Here is a 20,409-nt window from a genome sequence, read left to right on the forward strand (position 1 = left end):
GGCCAGGTGGACATGCCGCTCACGACGGACACCATGCTCAACCAGGAAGCCCGCACGCGGATTTACGAGGACGAGTCCGTGGGCGGTGGAAATGCGTGGCAAAAAGCACTGGAACTGAGCCCGCACCCTGATAAGACGTGTCTGCTGGCGGATCGTCCGGTGATCAATTGCGACGGCATTCTGCAATCGGAATTCAATCTGCGGCAACTCGATGAACTCGCGGAGTCCTGGGCGTCGTTCTACTGGGACCGCGGGGTGCGCCACCGGGACCGCGTGGCCGTCTGGATCGACGACTCCTTCGACGACCAGCTCCAGCTGGCCGCGCTCGCCCGGCTCGGCGCCATTCCGCTGCTCATCAACGGCCGGATGCTCCCGGAGCCGGCGCTGAGCCTGATGGCCCGCACGAATCCCGTGGGTCTGTACACCGACGCGGCCCATCTCGCCCTGCTGGAGGGCCGGCACGAGAAGCTGCCGGAGCTGCGCTGGACCATCACCCCCGAGGACGGACTCGGGCTGGGGCGGCGGATGCTGGCCGAGCGGGCGCGGCACCGGCACAGCGACGACGACCCGGTCTTCCTGTGCCACTCGTCGGGCACCACCGGCACCCCGAAGCCGGTCATCTGGGCGCACAAGCAGAGCCTGGCCGGCCCCGGCTGGCGGCTGTCGGTCCCCGAGGACCCGGCGGTCCTGATGTCGGCGGCCCCGCAGTCCCACTCGTCCGCGATCGCGTACACCTTCTACTCGCTGCTGTGCGGCCTGCCGCTGATCGCGTTCTCCGACCAGTCGGGCCCCGGGGTGGCGCGGGGCGTCCGCGAGCACCGGCCGACCCGCATCCTGGCGTTCAACCAGACCTACTCGGAGCTGGCCGCCATGGAGCTGGACCCGGACGACTTCACGTCGGTGCGCGAATGGCAGAACACCGGTGACTCGGCGCACGACGCGCACATCCGCAAGCTGATCCGCCACGGCCACCACCTCGCCGACGGCGAGCGCCTGCCCGGTTCGGTCTTCAGCGACGGCCTGGGCTCCTCCGAGCTGGGCTGGGCGACGCTGCGCCGCTACATCGACCGGGACACTCCGCCCCGGCCGCGCTTCATGGGCAACCCGGTGCCGGCCGGTGAGGTGGCCGTGCTCCGCCAGGACGGCAGCAGGGCCGCGGACGGCGAGGTCGGCATGTTCGGGCTGCGCAGCCGCTCCGTGGTGCCCGGCTACTGGAACGACGCCGACACCTACTACCGCAGCAGGCTGGTCGGGTACTGGCTCTCCGGCGATCTCGCCTACCACGAGGGGGACGACTTCTTCCTCGTCGACCGGGCGGCGGACGCGATCCACTCCCCCGACGGGCCGGGCTACTCGGTGCTGATGGAGGAGATACTCCTGATGCACCTGCCCGAGGTGGCCGACTGCGCGGTCGCGGCGGGACACCGCGGCGACACCGCCCGCCCGGTCGCCGTGGTCAGGACCACCGAGGACGCCGACCCCGCTGATCTGCTCCGGCGTGCCAACTCCGCGCTGCGCGACGCCGGCCAGCCGGCCCTCGCCCTGCTGGAGGTGGCCGCCTCCCCGGCGGACATCCCCACCGGCCCCACCGGCAAGGTGCTCAAGCGCGCGCTGCGGGAGAAGTACGCGGACCTCGACACGTACCTCGCGACCGCCACCGGGCGCTTCGCCACCGACGGAGAGGCGGCACCGCTGCGATGACGCAGTCCTCCCTTCCCGAGACGGCCGCGGCCGGCGACCTGGCGGCGTGGATCACCCGCCCCGGCGGGGCCGAGACACTGGCCGCGCGCATGGGCATCGAACTCCTCGAAGCGACCCCGCAGCGCCTGGTCGGCACCATGCCGGTGGCGGGCAACAAGCAGCTGTACGGCATGCTGCATGGCGGCGCGTCCGTCGTGCTGGCCGAGACCCTCGGCTCCATCGGCGCGGCGATGCACGCGGGCGGCGGACACATCGCCCTCGGTGTCGACGTCAACGCCACCCACCACCGGCCGGTGCGCAGCGGCATCGTGACCGGTGTGGCCACGGCCCTCAACCTGACCCCGACCATCGCCTCGTACGAGGTGATCATCACCGACGAGGCCGGCCGGCGCCTGTGCACCGCCCGGATCACCGTCGCCCCGAACACGGCGGAGGTGATCCGCCGCGCACGGTCGTGACCCGGCCGCGCTCGCCCGCTCCCGCACTCCCGTACCCCGTGTTCCCGTGCCCCCGTACTCCCGCACCCCGTGCTCCCGTCGGCCGAGGACTCCCCCATGTCTCCATCCAGCCCACCGGGCGGCACCCTGCCCGCGGTCCACACCCACTGCCCCTACTGCGCCCTGCAGTGCGGAACGATCCTGTCGGAGCGGGACGGCGCGGTGACCGTGGAGCCCTCCGACTTCCCGGTCAACCAGGGCGCCCTGTGCCGGAAGGGCTGGACGGCTCCGGCCCTGCTCGACGCCCCGGACCGGCTGCGCCACCCACTGGTCCGCCGGGCGGACGGCGTACTGCGCCCCGCCTCCTGGGACGAGGCGCTGGACACCGTCACGGACCGCGTCCGCGCCCTGCAGGCCGCGCACGGCAGGGACGCCGTCGCGGTCTTCGGGGGCGGCGGGCTGACCAACGAGAAGGCGTATCTGCTGGGCAAGTTCGCCAGGGTCGCCATGGGAACATCGCTGATCGACTACAACGGCCGCTTCTGCATGTCCGCGGCGGCCGTGGCCGGAACGGCCGCCTTCGGCACCGACCGGGGGCTGCCGTTCCCGGTCACCGACCTCGACGGTGCGCAGGCGGTCCTGCTGGCCGGCGCCAACATCGCCGAGACCATGCCGCCGCTGCTGCGCCATCTCGACCGGGCCGAGCTGATCGTGGTGGACCCGCGCCGCTCACGCACGGCCGACCGCGCGAAGCTGCACCTGAGCCCGCGGCCGGGCACGGACCTCGCGCTGGCGCTCGGCCTGCTGCACGCGGCCGTGACGGAGGGGCTCTGCGACGACGCGTACATCGCCGAGCGCACCGGCGGATTCGACGCGGCCTGGCGGCACGCGGCGGCCTGGTGGCCGGAGCGGGCGGAGGAGGTGAGCGGCGTACCGGCGGGGCGGCAGCGCGAGGCGGTGCGCATCCTGGCACGGGCCCGGCACGCCTACGTGCTGACCGGCCGCGGTGCCGAGCAGCACAGCAAGGGCGCGGACACCGTCGCCGCCTACATCAACCTCGCGCTGGCGCTGGGCCTGCCGGGCCGCGCGGGCAGCGGGTACGGCTGCCTCACCGGGCAGGGCAACGGCCAGGGCGGGCGCGAGCACGGCCAGAAGGCGGACCAGCTGCCCGGCTACCGCCGGATCGACGACCCGGACGCGCGGGCTCATGTCGCCGCCGTGTGGGGGGTGGACCCGCGCTCGCTCCCGGGGCCCGGCCGTCCCGCCGTCGAGCTGCTCCAGAGCCTGGGGACCGGTCAGGGGCCGCGCGGACTGCTCGTCTTCGGATCGAATCCCGCGGTCTCGGCCCCGCGCTCGGCTCTGGTCGGCGAACGGCTGGCCGCCGCCGACCTGCTGGTGGTGGCCGACTTCGTCCCCTCGGAGACCACCCAGCTCGCCGACGTGGTCCTGCCGGTCGCCCAGTGGGCGGAGGAGGAGGGGACGATGACCAACCTCGAAGGGCGGCTGCTGAGACGGCGCGCGCTGCGCCCCCCGCCCCCGGGCGTACGGACCGATCTGGAGGTGCTGCGCGACCTGGCCGTCCGGCTCGGTCAGCCGCCCGGCCGCTTCCCCGTCGAGCCCCGCGAGGTCTTCGACGAGCTGGGCCGGGCCTCGCGCGGCGGCCCGGCGGACTACTCCGGCATCAGCCACCGCCGGCTCGACGCACAGGAGACCCTGCACTGGCCGTGCCCCACCGACGAACATCCGGGCACCCCGCGGCTGTTCCTCCACCGTTTCGCGCACCCCGACGGCCGGGCCCGGTTCGCCCCGGTGGAGCACCGGGACGCCGCCGAGTCGCCGTCCGTCCGCTATCCGCTGATCGCCACCACCGGCCGGACGCTGGCCCACTACCAGTCCGGCGCCCAGACCCGGCGGGTGCCCGAACTCAACGCCGGGGTCCCGGAACCGGTCCTGGAGATCCACCCCGACACCGCCGCGCGCGCACGGCTCGCCGACGGCATGCTCGCCCGGATCAGCTCGGCGCGCGGCAGCGCCGTCGCAAGGGTGCGCACCGTCGACTCGCTCCGCGCCGACACGGTGTTCCTGCCCTTCCACTTCCCGGGCGCCTACCGTGCCAACCTGATCACCAACCCGGCCACCGACCCGCGCAGCGGCATGCCCGAGTTCAAGGTGGCGGCCGTCAGGGTCGAACCGGCGACGGGATGGACATGAGCGGCATCGTCGTCATCGGCACCGGGCCGGCCGGACACCGCCTGGTCACCCGGCTGCGCCGGCACGACGGCACGGCGGCGGTACGAGTCATCGGTGCGGAACGGCGGCCCGCCTACAACCGTGTGCTGCTCACCGACGTCCTGGCCGGACGGCTGCGGCCGGGGCAGCTGGAGCTGCCCGCCCATGACGGCGGGGTACGGGTGCACCAGGGGGTGACCGCGCTCGGCATCGACCGCCGCGGCAGGCTCGTCCACACCGACGACGGCCGCGTCCACGGCTACGACCGGCTGGTCCTGGCCACCGGCGCGCGTCCGGTGCTGCCCGTGCTGCGCGGTCTGCTCCGTCCGGACGGCGGCATGGCCGAGGGCGCCGCCGCGGTGCGCACCCTCGCGGATGCCGCGCGGCTGCCGGGGGAGGGTCCGGCGGTGGTCCTGGGCGGCGGTGTGCTGGGCGTGGAAACCGCCCTGGCCCTGCGCCGCTCGGGCCGTGACGTGGTCCTCGTCCACCGCAACCGCCGCCTGATGAACCGCCAGTTGGACGACCGGAGCGCGGATCTGCTCGCCGGGCAGGTGCGGAGCGAGGGTGTGGTGGTCGAGTGCGGCAGGAGGGTGCGGGCGTTCGCACCGGGCAGGGTCCTCCTCGACGACGGCCGTACGGTGCCCTGCGCCGCTCTGCTGGTCTGCGCGGGCGTACGTCCGGTGACCGGGCTGGCCCGGACCGCGGGGCTCGCGGTGCGCCGCGGTGTGGTGGTGGACGGTCTGCTGCGCACCAGTGACCCCCGCATCCACGCGATCGGGGACTGCGCCGAGTACGACGGCACGGTGGCGGGCCGCGTCACGGCCGCGTGGGACCAGGCGGACACCCTCGCCGCCCTGCTGACCGGCGGCACGGGGCACTACCGCGGTACCCCGCCGGCCACCAGACTGCGCGGGCCCCGGCCCGAACTCGCCGTCATCGGCCGCCCGGACGCCTCCGGCGCGGAGACCGTCCTGCTCTCCGACAGCGAGAGGTACGCCCGGCTGGTCCTCGACGCCGGGGGGAGGCTGCTGGGCGGCATCCTGTTCGGGCTCCCGGAGGCCGCGGCGGCCGCGGGACAGCACTACGCCCACGGTCTCCCGCTGCCGCCGGCCAGGCTCGCCTTCCTGCTGGGCACCCGCCCGGTGCGCACGGCGCCGGCCCGTCCGGCCGACGATCTGGTGGTGTGCCACTGCAACATCGTCACCCGCGGGCAGCTGGCCGCCGCCTGGCGCAGCGGCAGCACCAGCGCGGCCCAACTCGTCGCCGCCACCCGGGCCACCACCGGATGCGGCGGCTGTCTGGCCGAGATCACGGAGTTCTCGCGGGAGCTGGCCGGGGACGGGGCGGCGTGATCCGGACACTCGTCGTGGTGGGTTTCGGCATGGCCGCCCACCGGCTGCTGGACCGGCTGTGCGCGGAGGATTCCGGCCACTCCTGGCGGGTGGTCGTGCTCTCCGAGGAGCCGCGGCCGGCGTACAACCGGATCGCGCTCTCCTCCTACCTGGCGGGGTGCGAGGCCGGTGCCCTGTCGCTGCCGTCCGGCGCGATCCTGGGCAGCCCCCGGGTGGATGTACAGCTCGGCCGTGCCGCGGTCCGTCTCGACCGCGCGCGGCGCACGGTGACCGCGGACGACGGCACGGCGTACCGCTACGACGCCCTGGTCCTCGCCACCGGGGCACGGGCGTCCGTGCCTCCCGTCCCCGGCCACGACCTGCCCGGATGCTTCACTTACCGCTCGCTGGCCGACGCGGAAGCCATCAGAGCGGCCGCGGCGTTCTCGCCCGGCGGTGGTGCGGTGGTCGTCGGCGGCGGTCTGCTGGGGCTGGAGGCGGCGGACGGACTGCGGCGGCTCGGACTCGGACCGCACGTGGTGGAACGGGCCCCGCATCTGATGCCCGCCCAGCTCGACGCCGACGGCGCGAGGCTGGTGGAACGGCTGGTCGGCGCGGCCGGGCTGCGGGCGTACTGCGGTCGTCCGCTGCTGGCCGTCGAGCCGTACCGGCGGGGCCTCCTGCGGGTCCGGCTGGCCGATGCGACGGTGCTCGACGCGGCCCTCGTCGTCTTCTCGTCCGGGGTGCGGCCCCGCGACGAACTGGCCGCGGCGGCGGGCCTGGCCACCGCCGAGCGGGGCGGCTGCCTGGTCGACGCGGCCTGCCGCACCGAGGACCCGCGCATCTTCGCGATCGGGGACTGCGCGGCCGTGGAGGGCCGCAGCTACGGTCTGGTCACCCCCGGCTACCGGATGGCCGACGCCGTGGCCGGGCAACTGCTGGGCCGCCCGGAGGTGTTCACGTACAGCGGGCCGGTGACACGGCTGAAACTGCCCGGTGTCGACGTGGCCGGTTTCGGTGACACCCATGCCCTGACGCCCGGAGCCCTCCAGATCAGCTACCGCAAACGGCAAGCGGGCCACCATATTTACGCCAAGATTGTCCTGGACAAAGCGGCCGAGACGCTGCTCGGCGGCATTCTCGTCGGTGGAGCGGCGGCCCGGTCACCGCTGCCCGCATTACTCGGGCAGAAGTTGCCCTCACCTGTGGAGGAACTCCTTCCGTGAGACGGTTTCCCCTCCGGTCTGCGATCGAACCACCGAGCCTGTGAAACCAAGATCAGTTGCTTCGACCGGCTGCAATCAAGCCGATATGGCTATACTGCTTTGTCGCTCATCGGATCACCAAGGGAGCAGTATGCAACTGGAATGGTTCGGAACAGGCCCCTTCTTCGGTCTTCTCGGCACCCCGGAAATCCTCGCGGCAGGCCGGCGGATAAACATCGCGGGAGTGCGGCAGCAGACGCTCGTCGCCATGCTCTCGCTGTATGCCGGGAACACCGTCGGGGCGAGCTGGCTGATCGAGGGCGTCTGGGGCGGCCGTCCACCCGCGACGGCGGACGCCCAGTTACGCATCTGTGTCTCGCGGCTGCGCCGCCAGCTGGCCGAGGCCGGAATACCGGGCCTGATCAGCACCGACAGCCGCGGTTACCGCCTGGCCGTACCACGGGACCGGGTCGACGCGCACCGCTTCACCGATCTGCTGGCGACGTCGCGGAAGGCCGAGGCCGAAGGGGACTGCGTGGAAGCCGTGCGGCTGCTGCGCACCGCCCTCGGCCTGTGGCGCGGCCCCGCCGCGGGAGGTCTGACGAGCCCGCTGGTACGGGCCGCGGCAGAGCGTCTCGACGAGGAGCGGATGGGAACGTTCGAGCACTGCTTCGGCCTGGAACTCAGGCTCGGCCGGCACCATCAAATCCTGCCGGAACTGATGGCCCACGCCAACGAGTCCCCGTTCCGGGAACGGCTTCAGTTCCAGCTCATCACGGCCCTTTACCGTTCCGGCCGTCAGGTGGACGCTCTGCGCGCATACCGGGAGATCAGGAGAAAATTCGCGGAGGAAATCGGAATCGAGCCCTCGCAGTTCCTGCGCACCCTGGAGAGAAAGATTCTGGCGCAGAGCCCGGAATTGAACAGCAGAACTTACGTCCAGGACACCATGATTCCGGCGTAATTGCGGCGTCGCGGACATTCCCGTGCGCAGCCGAAGGCGCGACCGCCGGTGGTGCCCGGTGCCCCGGGGACCACCGGCGCGCACACAGCGGCTCATCCCGCGGCCGCCCGGCGCGACAACCGCATCAGCCCCCACACGGTGGCGGCCACCGCGAGCGTCAGCACCACCGCCAGCACGGTCGACAGCTCCATCGCCTCGGCGTAGCCGCCGGCTCCGTGCCGGGAGCCCAGCGCGGCGTAGAAGATCGCGCCGATCACGGCGACCCCGGTCGCCGAGGCGAACTGCTGAGCCGTCGTCAGGATGCCGGATGCCGCTCCGGCCTGCTGCGGCCGCACCAGAGCGAGGGTGGCGCCGTTGAGCGCCGGGAGCACGAGGCCGTTGCCGGTGCCGACGATCGTCAGCGCCACGATGACGAGGTACAGCGGGACGTCGCCGGACGACACCCGGAGCGCCACGATCAGCAGGCACAGGCCCGCGGCGATGAGCGCCGTGCCGAGCAGGACCACCGGCAGTCCGTGGCGCGCGATGAGCCGCTTGCCCACCATCGAGGCCACCCCGAACATCACGCCCATCGGCGCGAAGGTCAGGCCCGCCCCCACCGCGCTCCGGCCCAGCCCCGCCTGGAGCAGCAGCGTGAGGGTGAACATGAAGCTGCCGAAGTAGAGATAGAAGGCGAAGCCGGCGAGCAGTCCGATGCGGAACGGCGGGCTGTGGAAGAGGGAGAGTTCGAGGGTCGGCGTACCGCCCCGGCGCGTCAGCCGGCGCTGCCACCCCACGGTCGCGGCTCCGGCCGGGACCGCCGCGATCATGCAGAGCCAGGTCCACGGCGGCCAGTGCTCGTCGCGCCCGAGCGACAGCGGGATCACGAGCAGCGCGAGCGACAGGGCGATGCCCAGCACGCCGAGCGGATCGGCCGAGCTGCGGCGCCCGGACGCGGGGGCGTCGGCGGAGCGGCCCGGCAGCACCCGGAGCGCGATCAGCGCGGCCACCAGGCCGATGGGGCCGTTGATCAGGAAGATGACGCGCCAGCCGAGCCCGAAGACGTCGGCCTCCAGCAGGACCCCGCCGAGCACCTGCCCGGCGATGGAGCCGATGCCGGCCGTCGCGCCGTACCAGGCGATGGCACCCGGTCGCGCGGCGGCGGGGAAGACCGCGGTGACCGTGGCCAGGACCTGGGGCACCATCGCGGCCCCGGCCAGCCCCTGGAGCAGCCGGAACACGATGAGCTGGGCCGGGTCCGCGGCCAACCCGCACAGCACCGAGGCGACGGCGAAGCCGAGCGTGCCGATGACGAACATGCGCCGGTGGCCGAGCAGGTCGCCGAGCCGGCCACCGGTGATCATGCCGCTCGCGTAGGCGAAGGCGTACCCGCCGACGATCAGTTCCAGGGCGGCCTGTCCGGCGTGCAGGCTCTCGGAGAGCGAGGGCGCCGCGACATTGGCGACGAAGAAGTCGAACTGGGCCATGAAGACCGCGACGAGCAGCACGGCGAGCATGCGTCCGGTCCTCGGGGGTGAGGCGGAGGCATCGGCGGCCGGTGCTGCCGGGGGCGGCGCCGCACCCGGGAGTGCGGCGGGGTTCTCCGTGGTCATGGGTTCCCATCTCATCGACTACAGCGCACAGTCAGAGCATTGCGAGGTCGCCGCGACGAAGATTGACGCTATCATGGATGGATGATGTCCACTATCTCGCCCCTTAGGATCGAGGCATGAAGCTGTCTCAGGGAGTCGAGTGGAGCGTTCACTGCGCGGTCACCCTGGCGCAGACCTCGCCGGGTGTCTCGGTGTCGCGCCGGACCCTCGCCGAGCGCTACGACCTGCCCGAGGCATACCTGGCCAAACACCTCAAGGCCATGGTCTCCGCCGGTCTGCTGCACGCCACCACGGGGCCCAGGGGCGGGTTCCGGCTGGCGCGCGCCTCCGAAGAGATCACCATGCTGGACGTGGTGGAGGCCATCGACGGCAGCGGACCGCAGTTCGTGTGCCAGGAGATCCGGCAGCGGGGCACCGCCGCGCTGCCGCCCGAGCAGTGCCGGGAACGCTGCGGCGTCGCCCTCGCCCTGGACTCCGCCGCCGAGGCATGGCGCTCCTCGCTGCGCACGGTCACGATCGCCGACATCGTGGCCCGGCTCCCCGCCGGAGCACGCGCGCAGCTCCCGGCATAGGGCCGACCGCGTACCGCGGTCCACCTCCACGCGCCCGCTCCGCTCAGTGGAGCACACGGGCCAGTTTGACGCGGGAGTCCACATCGAGCTTCCGGTAGATCTGGCGCAGGTGGTAGTTGACGGTATGCGGGGAGCGCGAGACGCGGTTGGCCACCTGCTGGTTGGTCAGGCCCTCCGCCACCAGACGCGCGATGCCGTACTCGATCTCCGTCAGCTCGGACCGGGGCCGCGATCCGCTCGGCCGGCCCGGCCGCCTGCCCGGGCCCGTCGCGGTCGCGGATGCGGGAACGGGTGCCGGCACGGCCTTCCCGGCCCCCCGCGGACCGTCGCCCCCGGCCTTCCTGAGCAGCGATTCGACCCGGGTGACCGAGGCGAGCGCGCCGATGGCGCGATACCCCTCCAGCGCCGTCCCCAGATGCCGCCGGGCCGCGAGCCCGTCCCGCCGTTCCAGGAGCATCGTCCCCAGATCCTCGCTGGCCGCCGCGGCGGCCCAGGGAACACTGTGCTGAAGGGCCGCGTACTCCAAGGCGTCGGCGTCCTGGTGCAGCAGCCCCCAGGCGTGCCCGGCCGCCGCGGCGAGCCCCTGGTGCCCGGCGTTCTGGTCCGCGAGCCGCGCCGCCCGCCGGGTGACCGCCGCGGCCAGCGACTTCTCACCCGCGGCCCGGCACAGACGCACCAGATGCGCGGCTCCCCCGGCATCGAGCAGGAAGACGGACGCCTTGGTGAGCAGATCGGGGAAACGTTTTACCAGCAGCCCGACCGCCCCGGCCGCGTCCATACCGGCCGTGGTCACCCTGAAGTCGGCCCAGTCATGGCGCGCGGGCCGCAACGCACCGGGCTGGGCGACGATTTCCGAGCGGGCCCGCCAGATCTGGTCCGCGGCCTCGGACCAGTGGCCCTGGGCGAGCGTCATCAGGGACAGCAGGGAGAGCCCATGCGCGGCGGCCAGGTGCGCGTCGACGCGCTGCGCCCTCGCCACCCCCGCGCGTATCTCCGCCTCGGCCTTCTCGGTACGGCCCGTACCCATGAGCAGCTGGCCGCGGGCGATCGACGACTCGGCCAACGCCCAGGGGTGGTCGAGCCGTTCGGCCAGTTCCCGCGTACGGGCGAGGTGCACCTCGCCCTCCGTGAAGCGGCCGAGATGGATCAGCATGACGGCCAGGGTGTGCGACGGGTACGGACGCCAGGCGACGGGCAGGGCGTCCTGGTCCATCCGAAGGGCCTCGTGGCCCCACTCCAGCGCCTGGTCGATGCGGCCCGCGGCCCAGTCCAGGTTCGCCAGGACCATGGCGGCGACGACGGAGACGGCGCTGCGCCCCCGGGTCGCGACGATCGCCCTCGCCCGGTCCCGCTGCTCCGTCTCACCGGGGCCGAACAGGGCGAGGATCTGCGCGGCATCGGTGTCGCCGCCCGCCGCGCGGCCGACGGGTGCGGGTGCCTGGGTCAGTGCCCGGCTCAACGCGACCTCGGTGTGCGGGTCGAGCGGCCGGCCGGGGTTTTCCCGGCACAGCAGCAGAGCCGACATCAGGGATTCCGGGGCCTGTTCGGCCATTCGCCCCATCGGCAGGGACCGCTCGGTGGCGGCAGGCGGCTTCGGGCGGGCCTCGGTGCAAGGCGCGACCGCGGCCGGCTCGGCCGGCCGGTGCGGGGGCGCACCCCGCAGCAGAGCCTGCCGGACGGGGGCGGAGATCCGGGTGTTGAGCTTGCGGCGCAGGCCGGGCGAGCGGAACGCCAGCCCCTTCCCCCTGAAGCCGATGACGCCCGCCGCGATCGTCTCTTCGAGCGCCGACAGCATCGAGAGTGCCGTCACCGACTGCACCCGGGCGACCTCCTGGAGCGTGAACGCCTCGCCGACGAGCGCGGCGGCCTGGGCGAACTCCAGGGCGGGCTCGGACAGTTCGGCTAACTCCAGCAGCACGTCCAGCGGTGGTTCGTACGGTATCAAGTAGTCCGGCATGCGAAGTTCCCCCACCAGCTTCGGTTCGGCCAGCTCTTGCGCTTGCTTCGTGAGTGTTACCGGCGGCCGGGCATGCGACAAGTCCGCTCCCCGTCCGGGCCGCCCGCGGATACCTCGGTGATACGGATGTGATACATGGTGCGTGAGTCGTCATGAGACCCGGAGGCGGGCTGGAAGGGCCGCGCATGGACGCCCCGCAAAAGGTGTCGAAACCCCGGCGGGGCCGCAGATGAACGTGTGGTGCGGCGGGGGAAGAGGGTTTTCGACGCGGACGCCGGGGACGGACGGCAGGTGGACGGCCGCCCGATGGCCGTCGTCCGGCGGCGAACGGATCGCACGAGTACGCGGCGGTCGGACAGGGTGGGGCAGACTTGGGCTCGTCCGGCGCCGGGTTCAGGCGACCCGAGCGCCGAAGCAGTGGCTGAGGCCAAGGTCGCCGATGCGGACGTTGCACGATGGCATGGGGACGCCTGTCCGGTCAGCCGAAGCGCCCGCCCGCCTTGTCGGCACTGTGCAGCACCAATCCGGCCGGGGCCTTCTTCGATGCCGGCCGGAACGGCCGCGGGCGCCGAGCCGGCGGACCGCAGGTCTGTGGCCAGGGCCCGCCGCCCTCCGGCCCCCAGCGCTCCGGTCACCTAAAGGACGTCTGATTAGACGCCTGATTACGCGTCAGTGGAGTCAGCAAAGGGTCAGCAAGTGTCTGATTGGACCTGGTCGCAGGCGCTCGCAACCGCGCATCGCCCCCGGCTCGCGAGCCGGCCATGGGGAGAGCATGGCCAACTCCTACGCCGAGCCAACGCGGTGCCGCGGCTCAGCGCTCCCTGCCCCGGGGCTTGAGCCGCACCGGCGGCAGCTCCGGCGCGAGCAGCCGTTCGCCGTCGTAGCCGTGTACGGCGCCGAAGCGGTCGCCGCCGTCGTTCCACGCGGTGCGGGCCTCGGCGATCTCGGTGTGGTTGCGGCCGATGAAGTTCCACCACATCACGATGTCCTCGGCGAACGGTTCGCCGCCGAGGAGCAGCAGGCTGCTGTCGGTGCCGGCGCGCAGCGGGAGTTCGGCGCGTCCGCAGCCGAGGTAGAGGAGCGCGCCGGGGGCCAGGGGGACGCCGTCGATCTCACATGCGCCGGAGATGGTCAGTGCCGCGTACTCGAAGTCCGGTTCGACCGGCAGCCGGGTGTCCGTACCGGCGGCGAGGACGATATCGGCGCCGACGAGCGGGGAGTAGGTGGTGCCGGGCGAGGCGGCGCCGGCCAGCTCGCCGAGGATGACGGTGGCCGACAAGCCGCCGCCACCGGCGATCACCGGCAGCTCCGGGTGGTGTTCGAAGGCCGGGGCGATATGGCGGTGTTCGGCGGGGAGCGCCACCCACAGCTGGGCGCCGTGCAGCAGCGGCGTATGGGCGCGGGGGGATTCCTCGGAGTGCGCGATGGCCCGTCCCGACGTCATCAGGCCCAGCTCGCGCGGCCGCACCGTCTGGAGGCTGCCGAGGCTGTCGCGGTGCAGCACCTCGCCCGCGTGCAGCCAGCTGACGGTCTGAAGGCCCATATGCGGATGCGGCGGCACCTGCATACCGGGTTCGTCGGCGATGTCGTCGGGTCCGTAGTGGTCGACGAAGCACCAGGCGCCGACCATGCGCCGCCCGAGGTTGGGCAGCAGGCGCCGGACGACGGTGCTCTCACCGAGGGGCACCTGTTTGCCCGGCTGAAGGTCGCGGACCGGACCCGTACGGCGGTTGCCGCCGCACAGGTTGGGCACGGGCTGGAGATCGAGGTTGCTCATACCGTCACGATAGGTGTGGTCACGCGTGCAGCTCGCGCAGACGTACGGACAGGCATGTCACGCAGCCCTCCAGCTTCTCGAACTCGCCGATGTCCACCGGCACCGGCCGGTACCCGAGGCCGGCGAAGAGTTCCGCGGTCCTCGGCGCGCCGGCGGCCATCAGCAGCTTGTCGCCGCCGAGCAGTACGACGTGTGCGCCGGACTCCTCCGGTACGGGCCGGAAGCGCGGGAAGACGCCGGGGTCGTCGACCAGGGGCGGGTAGCCGATGACGGTGCCGTCCGGCAGGGCGGTCACCGCGGACTTCAGATGCAGCACCCGACTGACCGGCACGGCGACCACCGTGGCCCCCAACGGCTCGAAGACGGACCGGAGTTGGCGAATTCCCTCGGCGTTGGTGCGGCCGCCGCGGCCGACGTGGACGGTGTCGCCGGTCTTCAGGACGTCGCCGCCGTCGAGGGTGCCGGGCGCGCGGATCTCGGTGACGGAGCAGCCGAGCGCCTCGGCCGCGGCGCGGGCGCCTCGCGTCTCGGGCCTGCGGGAGTCCGCGCCGGGCCGGGTGATCAGCGCGACATCGCGGTACACGACCATGGTGTCCTCGACGAAGACCGCGTCCGGGCAGTCGTCGGCCGGGGGCACCTCGGTGAGCTGCCAGCCGTGGTCGCGCAGCGCCTGGACGTATCCCTCCCACTGGCGCAGCGCGAGCGCCGGGTCCACCGGCCGCCGGTCGATGTGGGTGACCAGCCCCTCGGCGAGGCGGGGTCCCGGACGGCGGACGAGGGCCTGCTGGCTGGGCATGCGTCTCCTTCGGTCGGGTGGCCGGTGCGGCGGTGGCCGGGGTCGCGAGGTGCAGTGTGCGGCAGGTGGGGCGGGGCCGCTCAGGTGCCCGGTTCGTACGTCGCGCGCAGGGCCTCCTCGACGGCGGCGAGGGCGGCCCGCCGGTCCAGGCCGAGGCGGTGGGCGCGGCGTGCGTAGTCCGCGGCGGCCGCGGCGGCTTCCTTGTCGGCGGCGTCGCCGACGGCCGCGATGAAGCTGCCGTTGCGGCCCCTGGTCTCGATCACACCGTCGGCCTCCAGGGCCCGGTAGGACTTGGCGACGGTGTTGGCGGCCAGCCCGAGTTCCTCGGCGAGGCCGCGGACGGTCGGCAGTTTGTGGCCGACCGGCAGGCGGCCGTCCCGGGCCTGGTCCGCGATCTGGGCGCGTACCTGCTCGAACGGCGCGTCGGCCGCCGCCGGATCGATGCTGATCTTCAGGTTCTGCGGGGACACGGCGGGCGCTCCTGGTGCTGGTGGTGGCGGGTCGGGTGCGCGGTTTTGTCGCATCCATTGTGCGCCAGGAGCGCCCGCCGTGCCGATACCGGTCCGTATGCCCTGCGGGTTACCGGGGATACCGGTGTTGCCGGGGATACCGGGGATACCGGGGCTACAGCTCCAGGGTCGTCCCGGTCGTCCGCAGCCAGTTGTCCATGCCGAGGACCAGCTCGGCGCCCGGCCGGATGTCCATCGTCGCACCGGCCGCGGTGGACTCCGCGACGGCCGTGGCGTTCAGCAGCGGCCGGGCCGGTGCGTCGCGGTCGGCGGCCAGTTCCTTCAGTTCGGCGCGGAGCGCCTCGCCGTAACGCGGGTCCTGGGTGCTGGGGTAGGGGCTCTTGACCCGGTCGGCGACCAGGTCGGGCAGCACATCGCGGACGGCGGCGCGCAGCAGCGACTTCTCGCGGCCGTCGAAGGTCTTCATCGACCAGGGGGTGTTGAAGACGTACTCGACGAGGCGGTGGTCGCAGAACGGCACCCGGACCTCCAGGCCGACGGCCATGCTGGCCCGGTCCTTGCGGTCCAGCAGGACCTGTACGAAGCGGGTCAGGTGCAGGTAGCTGATCTCGCGCATCCGGCGCTGGAGTCCGGTGTCGCTGTCCAGGTAGGGCACCTCGGCGAGCGCCTCGCGGTAGCGGCGGTTCTCGTAGCCGGGCAGGTCGAGCTTGGCGAGCAGCCCCTCGTCCAGCAGCGCCTCACGGGTGGCGTCGCCGCCGGAGAACCGGCCGGAGAGGCCCGCCGCGATCCAGGGGAAGGTGTCGGCGTTGACGGACGCGGGGTCGTGGAACCAGCGGTAGCCGCCGAAGACCTCGTCCGCGGACTCGCCGGACAGTGCGACGGTCGACTGCTCGCGGACCGCCTTGAACAGGAGGTAGAGGGAGGTGTCGCCGTCACCGAAACCGTTGGGCAGGTCGCGGGCGGCCAGGACGGCGGCGCGGTGGCCGCGGTCCATCAGGGCGGCGGTGTCCAGGATGATGTCGTGGTGGTCGGAGCGGACGTGCTCGGCCAGGGCGTGCGCGTACGGCCCGTCGGGGGTGCCGCGCAGATCGTCGGCCTTGAAGTTCTCGGTGTAGCCGGTGAAGTCGACGGCGAACGAGCGCACCGGGCCACTGCCCTGGGCGGCCAGCGCGCGGGCGGACAGCGCGGTGATGGCGGACGAGTCCAGGCCGCCGGAGAGCAGGGTGCACAGCGGCACATCGGCGATCAGCTGGCGGGCGACGATGTCGTCCAGCAGTTCGCGGACGCGCGCGATGGTGGTGTCGAGGTCGTCGGTGTGCTCGCGGGCCTCCAGCGCCCAGTAGCGCTTGACGCTCACCCCGCCGCGGCCGGCCCGGACGATATGGCCGGGGCGCACCTCGTGCATGCCCTTGTAGACGGCGTGGCCGGGAGTCTTGGTGAAGGTGATCAGCTCGGCGAGGCCCTCGGCGTCGACGGTGGGGTGCACCGAGGGGTGGGCGAGTATCGCCTTGGGCTCGGAGCCGAAGAGAACACCGTCGGGGGTGGGGTAGTAGTAGAGCGGCTTGATGCCCATCCGGTCGCGGATCAGCAGGAGTTCCTCGGTCCGCGGGTCCCAGAGGGCGAAGGCGTACATACCGTTGAGCCGTTCGGCGAACGCCTCACCCCACTGAAGGTAGGCGTGCAGCACGACCTCGGTGTCGCTGCTGGTGCGGAAGGCGTGGCCCAGGGACTCCAGCTCGCTCCGGAGTTCGCGGTAGTTGTAGACCTCACCGCTGTACGTGGTGACGATCAGGGTGCGGCCGTCGTGCTCGACGGTCATGGGCTGCTTGCCGCCGTCGATGTCGATGACGGCGAGGCGCCGGTGGCCGAACGCGGCGTGGGTGTCGAGCCAGACGCCGCCGGCATCCGGGCCCCGGCAGGCCATCGTCTCGGTCATCGCCTCAAGGGTGCGGCGCTCGGTGGTGAGGTCTCGGTCGTAGGAAATCCATCCGGTTATTCCGCACATGCTGGCGGCTCCTCTTCGGTCGGCGGCAGGCCACCGCATACCGGCGGCGGCTCGCGGCGATCACCGTACGCCCGGATAGTTGCACCTGCCACCTAAACCGGCGGAGCACCGTCCGGAATGAGCCACCCGGACGGCGGCGCCGGAAGCGGCGGGGGAAACGGCGCGGAAGCGGTACGGAAAGGGGAGGCGCCGGGGCACGCGGGAGCGTACTGTCCGCGGCCATGATGCCCGCCGTACGCGCGTTCCGCCCTGCCGACGCCAAGGCCGTCGCCGACCTGCGGCGCGCCGTGCTGCCGTACCTGATCTCCACTCCGCAGGGCGTCGCCCGGCAGGTCACCACCGCTCCGGCGGCGCAGTGCCTGCGGCTGTTCGTCGCCGAGCTGGACGGCCGGATCGTGGGCGCGGTCCACAGCGGTCTGGTGCACGAGCTCGGCGCCCCGGGCCGGGCGGCGGCGACGCCGTTGGTCCATCCGGACCACCGGGGGCGGGGCGCGGGCGGCGCGCTGCTGACCGCGGCCGAGGCGCAGCTGACCGCGGCCGGCGCCACCCGGCTCTTCGCCTGGGCGGCGGACGAGCCGGGCGCCCTGACCTTCGCGGCGCACCGCGGCTACCGCCGCACCCGTCCGGCCGGTTTTCTCCGGCTCGATCTCGCGGACGCCCGCCTGCCGCCGCTCCCCGGCCGGCTGCCGCCGGGCGTCCGGCTCTGCACCGGCGCGGACTTCGGCGCCGATCCGTACCCGCTGTTCGCGGCGGACGCCGAGGCGGCGGCGGACGGACCGGGCGATACCGCCGGCGACGCCATGGCCTACGAGAACTGGCTGCTGCGCACCTGGGAGCATCCCGACCACGACCTCGGTCTCACCACCGTGGTGACCGTCGACGGCGAGATCGCGGCCTGCACCCTCGCCACGACCGACGGACTCGGCCGCTACTCCTCCGGTACGACCGGCACCCGCCGCGCCTTCGGGCGGGGGCCGGCCCGGCTCGCCGCGACGGACTCACTGCGCCGCGCCCGGGACGTCGGCTGCACCGAGGCGTTCACCGGCCACGACGCCGTGAACACCCCGATGCTCGCGATCAACCACGCCCTCGGCTACCGGCCGTACGCGGCCGGATGGCGCTGCGTGCGGGAGCTCGGGAGGGGGTGACGCGGCGTCCCTCCGGTGGGACGGGTTGCGGCCTGTCGGGCGGGGCGGCGCCACGCCGGATGGCGGGGCGGCGCCACGCCGGGCGGCGGTTCCGGCGCCGGCGCCCCGCGGCCCCGTGACGGCGGCGCCGAACCGGGCGGCGGGTGGCCGGGACCGGTGGCGACGGCTCCGGTGTCCCTCCTTCCGTCGGGGCCCGGTCGCGCCGTACCGCCCGGCCCGCGGCCCGGCCCTCGCGCGTCGCGGCTGGACCACGCGGGGCGGGTTCCAGCGACGTCGACTCCCCAGGTGGCCCAGGGTCGCGGCTGAACCGTGCGGGGCGGGGCCGGGGGCGCGGCACGGCGCGCGCGGTCGGCCCGGCCGGCCGACGGGTGCGGGTCAGCCGGACGCGCAGGTCGTCGGGGTGGCGTGGGCCGGGTCGAGGGCGTTGGCCGTCTCGTGGAAGGCGACGCCGTCGGCGAGCCCGATGGCCACGTGTTCGGCGAGGTCGGCCGGGCACAGGTCCTGGAGCAGGACGTTGTGGACGCCGGGGCCGTCGAGGAACTGCGTCCGGTAGGGCGTGACGACCTCGTCGTACCGGGTCGCGATGACGGTGTAGCGCACGCCCGGGACGGTGTCGCCGCCCGCGTTGAGGCGGCCCAGCATGTCCGATCCGGCGATCTGGTCGGTCAGGCCGGGGGTGAGGGTGCTGAGGTACTGCCGGGCTCCGGGGAACTGGTCCAGCAGCCGGGTCAGGCCGTCCAGATCGGTGCCGTGGTTGCTGGGGGCCAGCCCGATCAGCGCGTTCACCTTGTCCGCGCCCCCGTGGAACTTCAGGTACTCCCGCGGCATCATGCCGCCCTGCGAGTGGCCGACGATGTCGGTCTTCGCCGCCCCGGTGGCGGCCAGCACCCGGTCGACGTACCCGGCGAGCTGCCGCGCCGACGTGTCCACCGCGCCCAGGCCGTGGAAGAACGGGACGCCGGGCAACTGACCGTAGTCGAGGGAGAAGACGCAGTAGCCGCGGGCCACCAGGTAGGGCGCGAGGCCGAGCCAGTTGTCGACGGCGTTGCCGAAGGTGCCGTGCACCAGGACCACCGGCCGGGGGTGCCGGGCGGAGGGCTTGCAGGAGAAGTTGTTCCAGCCGCTGCCGACGGTGGGGGTGCCGGCGGCGGCGGGCGCGGCCGTGGTGACGCCGATGGCCAGGACGAGGGCGGGGAGGACGGCGAGCAGGCGGGACCGGCGCAGCTTCATACGATGCTCCTTGCGGGTGAGGGGACTCCGAAGTGCTCGGTGAGCCGTTCACCTGCGATCCGGATCGCAAGGGTCATTACCGCTGACTGAGAGTCAAGTTACGGCCGGGTAAATGGCGTTACCAGCCATCCGGCAGTGAAGGAAGCCACACACGATCCTCACCGGGCGTCCGGGCTACGCCGCGTCCGTACCGTGCGCACACCTGGCCCGTCCGCCGTGTCCGGGCCGTTGTCGGTGGCGTCCCGTAGAGTCGGTGACGTGTGGTCCGAACGGCCGTTCACCTGGGAAGTCCATGGCCCGGGGAGCGGTTGCCGGGGAAGCCGACGAGGGGAGAGACCGATGGAGACGGCGGATCTGACGGGAATCGCGGAGATCACCTCCGAGGCGGAGCTGCGTGAGCTGATCGGCGAGCCGAGCGCGCACGCCGCGCACAAGACCCGGCGGCGGCTGCACGACATGGACCGCCAGTGGCTGGCGCACTCCCCGTTCTGCCTGATGGCGACGTCGGACGCGGAGGGCCGCTGCGACGTCTCGCCCAAGGGCGACCCCGCGGGCTTCACCCACGTCCTGGACGACACCACCCTGGTGATCCCGGACCGCCCCGGCAACAGGCGCCTGGACGGGTTCATGAACGTCCTCGGCAATCCGCATGTCGGGCTGAGCTACCTCCTGCCGGGGCGCGGCGACACGCTGCGTATCAACGGCCGCGCCCGGCTGCTGCGCGACGCCCCGTTCTTCGACGAGCTGATCGTCAAGGGCAACCGCCCGCGTCTCGCGCTGCTCGTCGAGGTCGAGGAGGTCTACTACCACTGCTCCAAGGCGTTCCTCCGCTCGGAGCTGTGGCAGCCGGAGACCTGGGAGCCGGACGCGCTGCCCTCGCGGGCGCGGATCGTCAAGCGCGTCGAGGCCCAGGACGTCCCGCTGGAGGCCCTGGAGGAGCACTACGGCCCGCGGTACGGGGAGCGGCTGTACGGCTGACGGTTGGTGGCCGGTGA

General features: G+C 73.1%; 16 protein-coding genes. 9 read left to right on the top strand and 7 right to left on the bottom strand.

Translation table 11 applies throughout. From position 1 onward, the window contains the following. The first annotated feature begins 12 nt into the window (after positions 1-12). The 6 genes from IH09_RS08120 (at position 13) to IH09_RS08145 (ending at position 7,867) form a co-directional block, all read left to right on the top strand. Positions 13-1,701: a class I adenylate-forming enzyme family protein gene (locus IH09_RS08120; RefSeq protein ID WP_240151024.1), complete on the top strand. Its 1,689-nt coding sequence runs from the start codon at positions 13-15 to the stop codon at positions 1,699-1,701. Further along, a complete protein-coding gene (locus IH09_RS08125) occupies positions 1,698-2,159 on the top strand; it encodes a hotdog fold thioesterase (protein ID WP_052855422.1) in 462 nt (153 codons plus the stop codon). Before IH09_RS08120 ends, IH09_RS08125 begins: the two co-directional genes overlap by 4 nt. Before the next feature lie 96 nt (positions 2,160-2,255). Beyond that, positions 2,256-4,349 (top strand): molybdopterin oxidoreductase family protein, encoded by a 2,094-nt coding sequence (locus IH09_RS08130; protein ID WP_052855423.1) that lies wholly within the window; start codon positions 2,256-2,258, stop codon positions 4,347-4,349. Beyond that, complete coding sequence (locus IH09_RS08135; RefSeq protein ID WP_052855501.1) at positions 4,346-5,719, top strand: FAD-dependent oxidoreductase; 1,374 nt, start codon at positions 4,346-4,348, stop codon at positions 5,717-5,719. Before IH09_RS08130 ends, IH09_RS08135 begins: the two co-directional genes overlap by 4 nt. Then, on the top strand, positions 5,716-6,924 hold the full coding sequence (locus IH09_RS08140; protein WP_052855424.1) for an FAD-dependent oxidoreductase: 1,209 nt from the start codon (positions 5,716-5,718) through the stop codon (positions 6,922-6,924). Before IH09_RS08135 ends, IH09_RS08140 begins: the two co-directional genes overlap by 4 nt. A 130-nt stretch (positions 6,925-7,054) precedes the next feature. Then, entirely contained in the window at positions 7,055-7,867 is an 813-nt protein-coding gene (locus IH09_RS08145; RefSeq protein WP_052855425.1) for an AfsR/SARP family transcriptional regulator, read from the top strand. A 92-nt stretch (positions 7,868-7,959) separates the two neighbouring features. Here the strand turns inward: IH09_RS08145 and IH09_RS08150 are convergent, their stop codons facing one another. After that, a complete protein-coding gene (locus IH09_RS08150; RefSeq protein WP_052855426.1) occupies positions 7,960-9,459 on the bottom strand; it encodes an MFS transporter in 1,500 nt (499 codons plus the stop codon). A gap of 116 nt (positions 9,460-9,575) precedes the next feature. On the opposite strand from IH09_RS08150, the gene IH09_RS08155 reads away from it, so the two are divergent. Then, positions 9,576-10,031, top strand: a complete 456-nt coding sequence (locus IH09_RS08155) for an RrF2 family transcriptional regulator (protein WP_052855427.1) — start codon at positions 9,576-9,578, stop codon at positions 10,029-10,031. A gap of 43 nt (positions 10,032-10,074) precedes the next feature. Here IH09_RS08155 and IH09_RS08160 read toward each other — a convergent pair whose 3' ends face one another. From IH09_RS08160 to asnB, 5 genes are all read right to left on the bottom strand, one after another. Further along, positions 10,075-11,988 carry a LuxR C-terminal-related transcriptional regulator gene (locus IH09_RS08160; RefSeq protein ID WP_052855428.1) on the bottom strand — a complete coding sequence of 638 codons (1,914 nt, stop codon included), beginning with the start codon at positions 11,986-11,988 and terminating at the stop codon, positions 10,075-10,077. A gap of 811 nt (positions 11,989-12,799) precedes the next feature. After that, positions 12,800-13,765 carry a pirin family protein gene (locus tag IH09_RS08165; protein ID WP_052855429.1) on the bottom strand — a complete coding sequence of 322 codons (966 nt, stop codon included), beginning with the start codon at positions 13,763-13,765 and terminating at the stop codon, positions 12,800-12,802. Positions 13,766-13,784: 19 nt separating this feature from the next. Then, positions 13,785-14,561 carry a dimethylargininase gene (ddaH, locus tag IH09_RS08170; protein WP_052855430.1) on the bottom strand — a complete coding sequence of 259 codons (777 nt, stop codon included), beginning with the start codon at positions 14,559-14,561 and terminating at the stop codon, positions 13,785-13,787. 80 nt (positions 14,562-14,641) lie between these two features. Continuing rightward, on the bottom strand, positions 14,642-15,031 hold the full coding sequence (locus tag IH09_RS08175) for a GntR family transcriptional regulator (RefSeq protein WP_052855431.1): 390 nt from the start codon (positions 15,029-15,031) through the stop codon (positions 14,642-14,644). Positions 15,032-15,185: 154 nt separating this feature from the next. Then, on the bottom strand, positions 15,186-17,036 hold the full coding sequence (gene asnB, locus IH09_RS08180) for an asparagine synthase (glutamine-hydrolyzing) (protein ID WP_052855432.1): 1,851 nt from the start codon (positions 17,034-17,036) through the stop codon (positions 15,186-15,188). 221 nt (positions 17,037-17,257) lie between these two features. Here asnB and IH09_RS08185 point away from each other — a divergent pair, with 221 nt between their 5' ends. After that, a complete protein-coding gene (locus IH09_RS08185) occupies positions 17,258-18,184 on the top strand; it encodes a GNAT family N-acetyltransferase (RefSeq protein ID WP_052855433.1) in 927 nt (308 codons plus the stop codon). A gap of 375 nt (positions 18,185-18,559) precedes the next feature. Here IH09_RS08185 and IH09_RS08190 read toward each other — a convergent pair whose 3' ends face one another. Beyond that, a complete protein-coding gene (locus IH09_RS08190) occupies positions 18,560-19,414 on the bottom strand; it encodes an esterase/lipase family protein (protein ID WP_052855434.1) in 855 nt (284 codons plus the stop codon). A gap of 339 nt (positions 19,415-19,753) precedes the next feature. Between IH09_RS08190 and IH09_RS08195 the strand changes: the two genes are divergently transcribed. Continuing rightward, positions 19,754-20,392, top strand: coding sequence for a pyridoxamine 5'-phosphate oxidase family protein (locus IH09_RS08195; protein ID WP_052855435.1), 639 nt, complete (start codon positions 19,754-19,756; stop codon positions 20,390-20,392). Positions 20,393-20,409: the final 17 nt, after the last annotated feature.

Source organism: Streptomyces celluloflavus, from assembly GCA_000720995.1.
In the GTDB taxonomy this organism is placed as follows: Bacteria; Actinomycetota; Actinomycetes; order Streptomycetales; family Streptomycetaceae; genus Streptomyces; species Streptomyces celluloflavus.